Genomic DNA, 12973 nt, shown 5'->3' with positions numbered 1-12973 from the left:
ATTGTATTTACTTCAACAAAATATAAATACTCCAAAACTTAAAATTGAAAAAGAAGTTGTCGAAAAAATTAATTTAACAACTATTGATAAAGAAATAAATAAAAGTAAAATAGGTAAACCTTATAAATTTTATGAAATGACAATACCAATTTTTTCTTCTGACAATGAGAAAGCTTATTTAGAGCTAAATTATTATTGTGGCAGATTATGCGGCGTTGGTTTATCAATATTTCTGATTAAAATTAACGGTCAGTGGAAAATAATAAACAAACGGAGAACATGGATAAGTTAAAAGTATTAGCGATTACCCAATACAGTACATTTGGCACTTAGCTTAATCTGAAATTAGTTTTGTATTTGAGGTGATTTTATTTTTTAGTAAACAAAAAAACAACATGACAAAGTCCATAAAAATAATCGTTCTCTACCTGCTTTTTGTTTGTCATGTTTCGTGTACACAACATCAATTAGAAGGAAAAATAACAAAAGTCAATATAAATGATCTTAAGGGTGCTACTACACACGGACCTGTAGGTATTACTAGAAATATCATTCAGGATAAAAAAGGGATGATGTGGATGGCATCGTTTCGTGGTGTTTTTAAATATGATGGAACGTTTTTTACTAACATGTCTAAGACCTTAACGTCATCACGTTTTTATTCTATTTTAGAGGATACAAAAGGGAATTTGTGGTTTGGTACCGTTGGCACAGATGCGTCGGGAGTGTATCGGTATGACGGAAAATCTTTCGAAAATTTTACAACTGCGCAAGGACTTCTTAATAATGAAGTGAGTAGTATTTATGAGGATGAAAACGGTACTTTCTGGTTTGGAGTTTCAGGTGGGTTTAGTTTCTTTGATGGTAGTTCTTTTCAAAATTTTATCATAGACGAAAACGGAATTCATGAAGATAAAACTGGAAAAATATTTGTAAAAAGGCAATCTTTTAAACATACCGTCAATTCCATTTTGAAAGATGATAAAGGCATTTTATGGATTGCCACAGGGGACAAAACGTACCAGTACAATCAAGAGAAAGCAACTGTAATGACTCATGATGAGACACCTTTTTATAACGTTCGTGTCCTTATGAAAGACTCAAACGGATCTATATGGCTTGGCGGTCCCCACGGTTTATGGCGTTGCCAGAACAATGCTTTTAGTAATTTTTCTAAAACTATCGTGTCTAGCATAGTCGAAGATGCTAACGGAGCTATATGGATAGGCTCTGCAAAAAATGCAGTGAAACCCAAGTGGGATCTTTCTCAATTACGTTCAAATGCTGTACGTACTGAATATTCCAAAGGAGTCACAATTCCTAATTTACCAATGATTTTTGGAGTCACTGCGTCAAGAGATGGGAATATTTGGTTAGCTACCTTTGAAGGTGTTTTTCGCTATGATGGTAAAAAAATGAAGAGTTTTAATAAAACGAAATAATTTAAGGAACAGTTGAGTAAGTGACGAATGCATTAGAGTGGGAGCGAAGATGTGACTTTGAAAATAGAGATTGTCTTTAGTAATTATGCTATTTCTAATTCATTTTTTTTTCGTTAAATTCGTTTACTACATTAAACCATTATTTCATTATCGACCATTTCTAAATCAACGAATCCTCAAATTCCCTTTTTAAAATTATTTTCGTAAATTTGCCATTCAATAAAAATTAAACAAAAATGGAAAACGGAATATATGCTAAATTCAACACCACAAGAGGTGCTATTTTAGTAAAACTCACACACGATTTAACACCAGGAACAGTAGGTAACTTTGTAGCTTTAGCCGAAGGAAACTTAGAAAACAAAGTAAAACCACAAGGAGTTAAGTTTTATGACGGTTTGAAATTTCATAGAGTAATTCCTGATTTTATGATTCAAGGTGGTTGTCCACAAGGAACAGGAACAGGAGATCCAGGGTACAAATTTGATGATGAATTTCACCCAAGTTTAAAACACAACCGTCCGGGAGTTTTGGCAATGGCTAATTCAGGACCAGGAACAAATGGTTCTCAGTTTTACATTACACACGTTCCTACAGATTGGTTGGACAACAAGCACACTGTTTTTGGACACGTAGTTGAAGGACAAGACATTGTTGATGCTGTAGCTCAAGGTGATGTATTAGAATCTTTAGAAATCATAAGAGAAGGTGACGAAGCTAAAAACTGGAATTCAATTGAGGCTTTTATCACTTTCAAAGGCGCTAGAAATAAGCGTGACGCTGCCTTAAAAGCAGAAGCTGAAGCAGCTATGGAAAAATTAGCAGCTGGATTTGAAAAAACAGAAAGCGGATTGCGTTACCAATTCATTCAAAGAGGTGAAGGTAAAAAAGCAGAAAGCGGTAAAACTGTTTCGGTACACTATGAAGGTTCATTAGAAAACGGAAAAGTTTTTGATTCATCATACCCAAGAAAAAAACCAATCGAATTTAGATTGGGTCAAGGTCAAGTAATCGAAGGATGGGACGAAGGTATTGCACTTTTAAAAGTAGGTGACAAAGCTCGTTTTGTAATTCCATCTGATTTAGGATACGGTCCAAGAGGAGCTGGAGGAGTTATTCCACCAAATGCTACTCTTATTTTTGATGTAGAATTAATGGATGTAAAATAATCTTTAGCTTAACTTGCATACTTCATTTATCCCATTGGCCTTAGCGGCTAATGGGATTTTTTTTAGGTATAACAAAGAAAATTTACGTATTTAAAAACTGAATCAAATCAGCATTTAGTTTGTCTTTTTCTATATAAAACAATCCATGAGGCGCTCCTTCATAAATAATAAAGGTGTTGTCAGGGATAAGTTTAGCCGCAATTTCTGAAGTTATTTCTATGGGAACGGTTTTGTCCTCATCTCCGTGAATGATAAGGGTTGGTACTGTGACAGTTTTCATCTCGTTTCGGAAATCTGTTGACGAAAATGATTTGGCACATGCCAAAGTTGCGTGTGGCGAAGCAAAAGAACATAGCATGCGATAGTAGTGCAGCAAAGCAGAGCTTATAGGTTTACTGATAAAACTTACGCCAAAAAATGTTTTTCCAAAGTTATCTAGAAAGCTAATGCGATCTTCCTTAATCTGGCTTGCCATTGCATCGTATTTTTCTTGTGGCACACCATTAGGATTTGAATCGGTTTGCAATTGAAATGGGGTTATAGATGCAATAAGGACAGCTTTTGTAACTCCTTTTCCGCCGTGACGGCTAAAATAGCGCACTACTTCACCACCACCCATTGAAAAACCTACAAGAGCCACATCTTCCAGATTCAAATACTCAATAATGGCATTCAAATCGTCAGCTAAGGTATCATAATCATAACCATCCCAAGGCTGTGAGGATTTACCAAAACCACGACGGTCATAGGCAATTACTCTAAAGTTGTTTTGAATTAAAGCCTCCATTTGATATTCCCACATTTCATTGGATAATGGCCAGCCATGAATTAGAATTACGGGTTTTCCTTCTCCGTAATCTTTCACGTACAATTGTACATTTGGCGCTGTTTGTATGTATTGGTCAATGCCAATTGTTTCTTTTTTTCTGGCTTCGTTGTTGTTCATTTGACTAATTTCCATAATAGTTACAATTTAAAAGATGAATTTAGTATTCGTCTTTTGTAAATCTAGAACTGTTTTACAAAAAAAGTTTTACAGAATTAGTTTAAATAGTTGTAAATTTTATAGGTTTGTTATTCAGTATTTTAATAGATAAATAATTATGGAAGACCTTAACTGGACTGAATTTGAAAGAGTAGAAATGCGTGTGGGTACCATTTTAGAAGTTCATGATTTTCCCGAAGCCCGAAAACCAGCCTATCAATTGATCATGGATTTTGGGACTGAAATAGGAATTAAAAAATCATCTGCACAAATAACTAAGCTATATCAAAAAGAAGATCTATTACACCGACAAATTGTTGCTGTTGTCAATTTTCCAAAAAAACAAATCGGGAAGTTTTTTAGCGAATGCTTAGTGTTAGGATCGGTAGGAACGGAGGGAGATATAGTGTTATTATCTCCAGATTTTAAGGTTGAAAACGGGTTACGAATAGGTTAATTTATTCATTAAATGAAGATTGAATTTTAGCATCAAGCGTTTCATACTTGTTGTGAATGGCTAATATGATTACTCCAAATAATACTGCTGAGACAATTAGAATAGTGTTTAAAAAACCTTCGGTGCCAAAAGAAAGCTTTATCAATATGGTTGAAATGATAAAACCAGAATTGCGAATGACTTTGTTAAACTTATCCGATAAGAAAAATGAAAACAACAACAATAGCACCTCAATCAAAATCAAGATTGTGAAAAAATCATCAAAGAAAATTTTATTAATGTCTTTCATTTTTGTTACAATTTCTGCAATCGAAAAGAAATTTTCATAAATCCAGTGTCCCAAACTATACATGGATAAACTTAAAAAGACAGGAATTAGAATGATAGCAAAAATATTTTTTAATTTGATAAATGATGTAATTGCTATAGTTTTTTGAATTTTAGACTGGTTGATTTCATTCTCCTTACTTAATTTGTAAAAGAAAAAAAGCAATAAGAAAAGCATTATGGTAGCCAGTATGTCTAGTGTAAAATTTACATTTGGAGCAGAGTCAAACCAGTTGTCTTTAAAGTCCAGTTTAGTCAAATCTTTAAAGATGCGTCTGATTATGATAAGCGTAATGATTTCATATTGTTTACCAATGTATATAGTGGTTGACTTTGGCAAATAGTAAATTAAAAGATAGACCTCATAGATCAAAATAAATGAAAATGGCGTGTAAATTGCAGCTATAGGATTACTCAATAGTTTAGAATATTTTGGGGTGTCGATCCAGCCTAGATCAATAATGACAATGATACTAAGATGTATCAAGAAAAAAATAATGGCCATGGAAACAAAAAACTTTTCGGCTCTTTTTTTAGTTTCAACAGATAAGAGCAAGCGATACAAAAATTGAAATACAGTGTTATATTGTTTCATAATACTAAGTAAGGACTAAAAGTACTGAATTAACATTTTAAAAATATTGATTTTCAATTAATTAACCTTTGTTTAAAGTAGTTTGGAACATTTACTTTAAAATTGTTATATATTCTTTTTTAAACCCCATTCAGCCCAAGATCCATCATAAACAGAGCAATTGTCACTCTCAATCAAAGCATATGCTAAAACGATTATGCAAGCGGTAACTCCGGATCCACAGTAAACTATAATTGGCTGAGAGCTTGGTTTTAGAACGGTTTTAAGTTCCTCAGGTTGTAAAAAGGTGTTGTTATGAAGTACACTTGTGTAAGGAATATTTAGCGCCTTTGAGATATGTCCGCTTTGAAGTCCAGCTCTGGTCTCTTTTACGATACCATTATAACGGTTCTCAATACGGGCGTCAACTATAAGATATTTTTGGTCAATAATGTTTCTTTCAACTTGATGTTTAGTTTTGACCAGTTCTTTTTGAAAATCAACTTTAAAATCACCAAGATTATATATTTCATTTTCTGGAATGTTCTCTACAGGATAATTGTGTTTAATCCATTTTGGCAAACCACCGTCAAGCACAGCAATATTTGTAAATCCCATAACTTGAAAGATCCACCAAGCTCTTGGGCTAGAGTAAATTCCTAAGTTATCATATACTACCAGAAAACTTTTTTTTGAAATGCCAATTTTTCTTGCCTCATCTTCAAATTGACTTGGACTTGGTATGGAATTGGGTAATGGATTATTTTGATCGCTGAATGCTGTTTTTAAATCAAAAAATCGAGCGTTTGGTATTCTGAGATTTTCAAAATCAGACAGTGTTTTAGCCTGATTTTCTTTAAGACTAGCGTCTAAGATTATTAGATTGGGTAAATCAAGATTTTTGTAAAGCCATTCTACCGATACTATTGTTGAGGTCATTTTTTTTATTTTGACAAAGAAATAAAACTTCTGGATTATAAAGTAAAAAAAAAGTCCAAAAACGGATAGTTTTTGGACTTTCTTGGTGTAAGTAAGGAACTAAAAATTAAATATCATCAAAATCTATATCTGTAAATGTTGATGTTTGTGGTAAGCTATCATCGTCTTGTTTTTCTAAAGCATATTCTTTTTTGAAATCTTTTTGGTGTCTTTCAGATATTACTTCTTCACCTTTGTGATTTAATACATAAGAAGTCATTTCGTCAAGAATTTCTGCAAAAGCAGTAAAATCCTCTTTGTACAAGTAGATTTTATGTTTTTTAAAATGAAACGATCCATCTTCTTCTGTAAATTTTTTACTCTCGGTAATGGTGATGTAGTAATCATCAGCCTTAGTAGCGCGCACATCAAAGAAATACGTTCTTCTTCCAGCTCTTAAAACTTTAGAAAATATTTCTTCTTTTTCTAACATGTCATGTTCTCTCATATTCCTTTCAGTCAATTTATCGTTGTTAAATAGCGCTCAAAAATCTATAAAAAATATGTATTATCCAACAATTAAATCATTTCTTTTTCTGAAAGTTGTTTTAAATGCAGGTCGGCATAATACCCTTCTTGATTTATCAATTGATTATGAGAACCTTGTTGAATAATTTGTCCGTTGTCTATTATAATTATGTTGTCTGCATTCTTTGCTGATGATATTCTATGGCTAACAATAATAGTTGTTTTGTCTTTGCAAATAGCATTAAGATTGTTCAAGATAGCCTCTTCGGTTTCGGTATCCACAGCAGACAAGCAATCGTCAAATAATAAAATAGGTGAATTTTTTATGATGGCTCTTGCAATAGATACGCGTTGTTTTTGTCCTCCAGAAAGTGTAATACCGCGTTCTCCAAGTACTGTTTCATATTGTTTGTTGAACCCCATGATATTGTCATGAACAACGGCACTTTTGGCGGCAGCTTGTACTTCTTGATCCGTTGCGTTTTCTTTACCAAACTTGATGTTGTTTTTAATACTGTCAGAGAATAAAAATGCATCCTGAGGAACAATACCGATGCTGTTACGAAGGTCAAATAAGTTTAATGTACTTATTTCAGCTGAATCTATGGTTACCTTACCGCCAGACACATCATACATACGAGATATTAACGATAAAATAGTTGATTTACCAGATCCCGTTTTACCTAAAATAGCCAATGTTTCCCCTTTTTTAACGGTAAATGAAATATCTTTTAAAGCTTGAATATTGGTGTCTTCATAGGTGTAACTCACGTTATGAAATGCAATACTACCTTCAATAACAGATTTGTTAGGATTGTTGTTTTTAATCTCGGGTTCTATTTTAAGAAATTCATTAAGTCTTTTTTGAGAAGCTTCTGCTTCTTGAACCATAGATGAAACCCAACCCAGTGAGGCAACTGGCCAAGTTAACATATTAACGTACAAGATGAATTCAGCAATGGTTCCAATACTTTTTATAGATCCGTTGATGTACATGAGACCACCAAAATAAATCACCACCAAGTTACTTATACCAATTAAAGCCATCATTAAGGGTCCAAATAACGATTGTACTTTGGCTAGATTTAAGCTTTTGCTTTTACTTTCCTCGGCCAGGTTCACCATATTTTGTTGGTGTTGCTGTTCTAGAGAGTAGGCTTTTATAACTCTAATACCAGAGAAAATCTCTTGTGAGAAACTAGAAATTTTTGATAAATACTGTTGAAAAATGGTGCTTCGAGAATTTATTTCAGAGCTCAATTTAAAGATAGCATACGATAAAATAGGCAGCGGTAATAAAGTGTACAAAGTCAATATAGGAGACACGTTATACATATACACAATTACTATTGCAAACCTAATTATTGTGTTTATAGTATACATCACAGCGGGTCCCACATACATACGCACTTTTGAAACGTCTTCGCTAATGCGGTTCATTAAATCTCCTGTACGGTTCTGTTTGTAAAAATTTTGAGTTAAGTTTTCATATTGTCTGAATACTTCATTTTTTAAATCAAACTCGATGTGTCTGGACATCACAATTAACGTTTGTCTCATCAAGAAGGTCAAAAAACCGGCTATTATTGTAGTTGCAATAATCAGTAATATATTGGATATCAATTCGTCTTTAATAACGGATTTAGCTACTGATGTATCTTTGGCGAAAGCCTCAATTACCATAAAAGATTGACTGATCAACTTTGGGGTAAAAAGCATGAATATTTGAGCGATAATTGTAAATACGATTCCTAATAAAAAGCTGTATTTATATTTGACGAAATATTTATTTAAATAACGTAATTCTTTCATTTTTAGTAAGGTATTCTGTGTTTTGTAACTTTTTTATAATGTTTAGCTAACTTTTTACAAGATTATATTGCTGATTATCAAGTGAAAGTTATTGATAAATTAATGATTTTTTCCAGAAATGTTACTGCATATTTAAATTTTATGTAGATTTGGCTAGTCTTTTTGACAAATTCATAAATGTCTCACTATTAAAACTTACACAATGAAAGCAGATTTTACAACTGGAAAAGAACTTCAAAAAATGGATCCTGTTTTTGGTCAATTATCATTTGATGATCACGAGCAAATTGTATTTTGTAATGACAAAGATACGGGTTTAAAAGCAATTATTGGTATTCATAATTCGGTAATGGGACCCGCATTAGGTGGTACAAGGATGTTTAATTATGCTAATGAGTGGGAAGCACTAAATGATGTTTTGCGTCTTTCACGCGGGATGACCTACAAAGCAGCTATAACAGGTCTAAATATAGGTGGTGGTAAAGCAGTTATTATAGGGGATGCCAAAACTCAAAAAAATCCTGCATTAATGCGAAAATTTGGAGAGTTTGTACATTCATTAAGTGGACGTTACATTACTGCAGAAGATGTAGGTATGGAAACGGCAGATATGGATATTGTAAGAGATGTAACTCCTTATGTTACTGGAATTTCTGAATCTAGAGGTGGTGCTGGAAATCCATCTCCAGTTACGGCTTACGGGGTGTATTTGGGAATGAAAGCGGCTGCTAAACAACAATTTGGTACCGATGTATTAAGTGGTAAGAAAGTATTAGTTCAAGGTATAGGACACGTTGGAGAAACATTGGTTGACTATTTAACCAAAGAAGGAGCCATTGTTACTATTGCTGATATAAATGAAGAAAAACTTGTAGAAGTAGGAGCAAAATATAATGCTGAAATTTACAGAGGTGAAGATCTTTACACTGCTGATGTAGATATTTACGCGCCATGTGCTATGGGTGCGACTTTAAATGATAGTACTATTTCAAAACTAAAAGCAAAAGTTGTTGCTGGTGCAGCAAACAACCAGCTTGCAGATGAGAATATTCATGGAGCTTTATTGCAACAAAAAGGAATTTTGTATGCTCCGGATTTCTTGATTAATGCAGGTGGAATTATTAACGTTTATGCAGAGTTAGCTCATTATGATAAAGCAGAAATCATGCGTAAAACCGAAAATATTTATAACACTACGCTAGAAATATTTGATTATGCTATTGCCAATAATTGTACAACACATCAAGCGGCACTTACTATTGCGCAAAATAGAATTGATCAAAGAAAATTAGAGAACAGTAAAAAGTAGTTTTCATACTCAGCTGCCAGTATTTAGTGATGTATTATTTGATATCACTAAATACTGATTGCTGAATACTTCAAAATAAGCGATTATATATTTTATTTTAAAAAATGAAATCCTTATTTTTGCACCCTAATAAATTTAAAGTTCTTACAAGGTGGTAAATAGAAGACACATACGCGTAAAGGTCATGCAATCCATTTATGCAATGCATCAAAGCGGTTCAGATAGTTTGGAAAAAGAGGAAAAATTCCTTTATTATAGTATAGATAGTATCCAAGATTTGTACCTTATAATGCTTTCTTCATTGATTGAAATTTGTAAGACTGAAACTGTTTATTTGCATAAATCAAGCTTAAAACATTTAGCTACTCCAGAAGAACGTAATCCAAACGAAAAATTTATTAAAAATAAAATTTTTCAAATCCTCTCTGATAATAATTCATTAAGCATAGCACTTGAGAATCGTAAAATTAACAATTGGTCATTAAATGATGATTATATTGTTTTGCTACTTAACGAAATTAAAGCTAGTAAGCTATATCTGGACTACATGCAAAGTGGTATAAACACATTTGAAGAAGATCGACAATTTATTGTGGACTTATTCATGCAAGTGATCGTTCCAAATGAAAAATTATACGACTATCTTGAAGATGATAAATTAACTTGGGTTGATGATATTCCGCTGGTTAACACTCATATCATTAAGCAATTAAAAGCAATCAAGGCTGGGGAAGATGACAATTTTAGAGTTCCAAAATTGTACAAGGACAATGAAGATAGAGATTATGTAAAAGAGTTGTTTCGTAAAACAGTTTTGAACGAAAAAGATCTTGCAAAAGAATATCTTGACAAAACACCTAATTGGGACAGTGAAAGAATAGCAGAAATTGATACCATTATTTTGAAAATGGCAATTTGTGAGTTTCTAAAATTCCCATCTATTCCTGTAAAAGTAACATTGAATGAATATCTTGAAATTGCCAAAGAATATTCTACTCCAAAAAGTAGTATATTTATCAATGGTATTCTAGACAACCTAGTAAAAGAACTTAATACAAATAATAGAATTATCAAAGCCGGTCGCGGTTTGATGTAATAAAAAAATAAAAAAAACATGGAGCAAATACAGCAGTTAATGGGTGGACAGTTACCTTTATTCTTACTAATGTTTGTTGTTATCTATTTCTTTATGATTAGACCACAACAAAAAAGAGCTAAAAATGAGAAGACATTTGAAAGCAGCTTAAAAGTGGGAGATAAAATCATTACCAAAAGTGGATTGCACGGAAAAGTTGCTGAACTAGCAGAAACTACAGTGGTAATTGAGACTATGTCTGGTAAATTAAAAATGGAGCGTTCAGCAATTTCAATGGAAATGAGCGCAGCATTAGTGAAAAAATAGTAGTAAACAACACAAATAAAAAGTCCCAAATTAGATTCTAATTTGGGACTTTTTTATTTTTACAAGGAGCCTTTATTTTTTATTCTTTTTATTCTTTTTTGCTTTTTTTGATTTAGCTTTAGCTTTTTTTGCTTTCAGTTTTGCTTTTACTTTAGCTTTTTTGGCTTTGTCTTTTTTAGTTTTCTTTGCTTTTTTAGCTTTAGCTTTAGCTTTTTCTTTGGCATTCGCCTTTGCTACTTTTTTCTTTTCTTTATCTTTCATTTTTACTTTGTTTTTATTCTTTTCTTTTTTGTCTTTCTTTTCCTTTTTATCCTTGTCGTTCAATACTTCCTCAACTGAAGAAGTGATAACTTCTTCTTCTGATGCTGGTGTTTCAATATCAGTAGTTTCAGTATCAAGTGATGGGTTTTCTGTTGTGTCTTCAGTCTCTACAGAAGTAGCTGTTTTTTTTGCTGCAGGAGCGCGTCTTGCTCTAACGGGTTTAGTAGTCTCAGGTGTAGATTCTGGTGTGAGGTTTGTTTCCTCTTCGTGTGATGTCATAAAAAAAGTAGTTTATAGTTGTTTGATGTTATAATAAATCACAATATTAATAAATTGTTATTTTTACGTTAGTAAATGTAGTGATTTTATTCATTGCTCAATGTTAAGCTTTTGTTTTAGGAGTTTTTTTTTACAAGCATATGTTTGCAGATGACAATTCATTCTGTTGTTGATTTATATTCAAAAAAAAAGTCTCCTATCAGAGATGGAGACTTTTGAATTATGAAATAAATGTTTTGTTATAGTTTTGTTGTCAATTCGGCTATTTTAACAATTACGTCAACAGCTTTTTGCATACTTTCTACTGGTACATATTCGTATTTCCCATGAAAATTATGACCTCCAGCAAAAATATTAGGGCATGGAAGTCCTTTGTATGAAAGTTGTGATCCATCAGTTCCACCTCGAATAGGTTTGATCAATGGTTTTATATTCAATTCTCTCATTGCTTGCTCGGCAATATCAACAATGTATTTTACGGGCAATACTTTTTCTTTCATATTGTAATACTGATCTTTTATTTCTGTAATTACAATATCCTCTCCAAATTGCCTAGCGTATTTTTTATTGATTTTAGCGGTTATTTTTTCAATGAGTTCTTTTCTTTTCTCAAATTTTTTCTTGTTATGGTCTCTGATTATCAATTCTAAAACTGTTTCTTCGATATTTCCAGAAAGGTGGTGAACATGAAAAAAACCTTCGTAGCCTTTTGTTTGCTCAGGAGTTTCATCAGATGGTAATTGATTGATAAAATCATTGGCAATTAGCATGGAGTTGATCATTTTACCTTTAGCATATCCTGGGTGAACACTTTTTCCTTTGAAAGTTATTTTGGCTCCAGCCGCATTAAAATTCTCATATTCGAGTTCGCCTACTTGGCTTCCGTCCATAGTGTATGCCCATGCTGCTCCAAATTTTTCAACGTCAAAATGGTGAGCACCACGACCTATTTCTTCATCTGGTGTAAAACCAACTCTGATTTTCCCGTGTTTGATTTCAGGATTGTTTATTAAGAATTCCATTGCCGTTACAATTTCAGTGATTCCAGCTTTGTCATCGGCTCCTAATAAAGTGGTTCCATCGGTTGTTATTAAGGTTTGCCCTTTATATTGTAATAGGTCTTTAAAATAATCTGGGGATAAAATGATGTTTTTTTCAGCGTTTAACACAATGTCTTTACCATCATAATTGGGAACTATTTGCGGTTTTACATTGGCACCACAAAAATCAGGTGAGGTGTCAAAGTGTGATATAAAACCTATTGTTGGTACTTCATGATCTACATTGCTAGGTAACGTGGCCATGATATATGCTTTGTCATCAATAGTCACATCTTGCATTCCAATATTTTTTAGCTCTTCAACCAGTTTGTTCGCTAAATCCCATTGTTTTGGAGTACTTGGCGTGGTTGGTGAGTTGGCATCAGATTCTGTATCAATTATAACATAACTGATGAAGCGGTCAATGATATGTTGCATGGTTTAATTTGTTTTATGCAAATATAATTTTT

The 12973-nt window shown here is 32.8% G+C and carries 13 protein-coding genes and 1 pseudogene; 7 read left to right on the top strand and 7 right to left on the bottom strand.

The window, feature by feature from the left end:
- The 3 genes and pseudogenes from DNC80_RS09215 to DNC80_RS09205 all read left to right on the top strand — a co-directional run.
- Window positions 1-292 (top strand): annotated as a pseudogene (locus DNC80_RS09215) (hypothetical protein); the annotation flags it as partial.
- 103 nt (window positions 293-395) lie between these two features.
- The gene (locus DNC80_RS09210; RefSeq protein WP_182650956.1) at window positions 396-1442 is read left to right on the top strand and encodes a two-component regulator propeller domain-containing protein; all 1047 of its coding nucleotides are present in this window, start codon (window positions 396-398) and stop codon (window positions 1440-1442) included.
- Window positions 1443-1678: 236 nt separating this feature from the next.
- Window positions 1679-2611 (top strand): peptidylprolyl isomerase, encoded by a 933-nt coding sequence (locus DNC80_RS09205; RefSeq protein WP_182650955.1) that lies wholly within the window; start codon window positions 1679-1681, stop codon window positions 2609-2611.
- Between the two features lie 82 nt (window positions 2612-2693).
- Here the strand turns inward: DNC80_RS09205 and DNC80_RS09200 are convergent, their stop codons facing one another.
- The gene (locus DNC80_RS09200; protein WP_182650954.1) at window positions 2694-3572 is read right to left on the bottom strand and encodes an alpha/beta fold hydrolase; all 879 of its coding nucleotides are present in this window, start codon (window positions 3570-3572) and stop codon (window positions 2694-2696) included.
- Window positions 3573-3714: 142 nt separating this feature from the next.
- On the opposite strand from DNC80_RS09200, the gene DNC80_RS09195 reads away from it, so the two are divergent.
- Window positions 3715-4053, top strand: coding sequence for a tRNA-binding protein (locus tag DNC80_RS09195; RefSeq protein WP_182650953.1), 339 nt, complete (start codon window positions 3715-3717; stop codon window positions 4051-4053).
- Window position 4054: 1 nt separating this feature from the next.
- Here DNC80_RS09195 and DNC80_RS09190 read toward each other — a convergent pair whose 3' ends face one another.
- The 4 genes from DNC80_RS09190 to DNC80_RS09175 all read right to left on the bottom strand — a co-directional run bounded on the left by DNC80_RS09190 (window position 4055) and on the right by DNC80_RS09175 (window position 8212).
- The gene (locus DNC80_RS09190; protein WP_182650952.1) at window positions 4055-4975 is read right to left on the bottom strand and encodes a hypothetical protein; all 921 of its coding nucleotides are present in this window, start codon (window positions 4973-4975) and stop codon (window positions 4055-4057) included.
- Window positions 4976-5080: 105 nt separating this feature from the next.
- Window positions 5081-5893 carry a sulfurtransferase gene (locus DNC80_RS09185; RefSeq protein ID WP_182650951.1) on the bottom strand — a complete coding sequence of 271 codons (813 nt, stop codon included), beginning with the start codon at window positions 5891-5893 and terminating at the stop codon, window positions 5081-5083.
- Between the two features lie 106 nt (window positions 5894-5999).
- Window positions 6000-6380, bottom strand: a complete 381-nt coding sequence (locus DNC80_RS09180; protein WP_144894139.1) for a PUR family DNA/RNA-binding protein — start codon at window positions 6378-6380, stop codon at window positions 6000-6002.
- A 71-nt stretch (window positions 6381-6451) separates the two neighbouring features.
- The gene (locus DNC80_RS09175) at window positions 6452-8212 is read right to left on the bottom strand and encodes an ABC transporter ATP-binding protein (RefSeq protein ID WP_182650950.1); all 1761 of its coding nucleotides are present in this window, start codon (window positions 8210-8212) and stop codon (window positions 6452-6454) included.
- Between the two features lie 202 nt (window positions 8213-8414).
- Between DNC80_RS09175 and DNC80_RS09170 the strand changes: the two genes are divergently transcribed.
- From DNC80_RS09170 to yajC, 3 genes are all read left to right on the top strand, one after another.
- On the top strand, window positions 8415-9521 hold the full coding sequence (locus tag DNC80_RS09170; protein WP_144894075.1) for a Glu/Leu/Phe/Val dehydrogenase: 1107 nt from the start codon (window positions 8415-8417) through the stop codon (window positions 9519-9521).
- A 184-nt stretch (window positions 9522-9705) separates the two neighbouring features.
- Window positions 9706-10617, top strand: coding sequence for a transcription antitermination factor NusB (nusB, locus tag DNC80_RS09165; RefSeq protein ID WP_182650949.1), 912 nt, complete (start codon window positions 9706-9708; stop codon window positions 10615-10617).
- Between the two features lie 18 nt (window positions 10618-10635).
- A complete protein-coding gene (gene yajC / locus DNC80_RS09160; RefSeq protein WP_182650948.1) occupies window positions 10636-10923 on the top strand; it encodes a preprotein translocase subunit YajC in 288 nt (95 codons plus the stop codon).
- A gap of 72 nt (window positions 10924-10995) precedes the next feature.
- On the opposite strand, the gene DNC80_RS09155 is transcribed toward yajC, so the two are convergent.
- Both DNC80_RS09155 and pepT read right to left on the bottom strand, forming a co-directional pair.
- Window positions 10996-11463: a hypothetical protein gene (locus DNC80_RS09155; protein ID WP_144894082.1), complete on the bottom strand. Its 468-nt coding sequence runs from the start codon at window positions 11461-11463 to the stop codon at window positions 10996-10998.
- A 239-nt stretch (window positions 11464-11702) separates the two neighbouring features.
- Window positions 11703-12941: a peptidase T gene (gene pepT, locus DNC80_RS09150; RefSeq protein ID WP_182650947.1), complete on the bottom strand. Its 1239-nt coding sequence runs from the start codon at window positions 12939-12941 to the stop codon at window positions 11703-11705.
- Window positions 12942-12973 lie beyond the last annotated feature (32 nt).

Source organism: Flavobacterium sp. SOK18b (assembly GCF_014156605.1).
GTDB classification, from domain to species: Bacteria; Bacteroidota; Bacteroidia; order Flavobacteriales; family Flavobacteriaceae; genus Flavobacterium; species Flavobacterium tiangeerense.
Note: the sequence above shows the minus strand (reverse complement) of the source record. Positions and strands in the feature narration are given on the sequence as shown.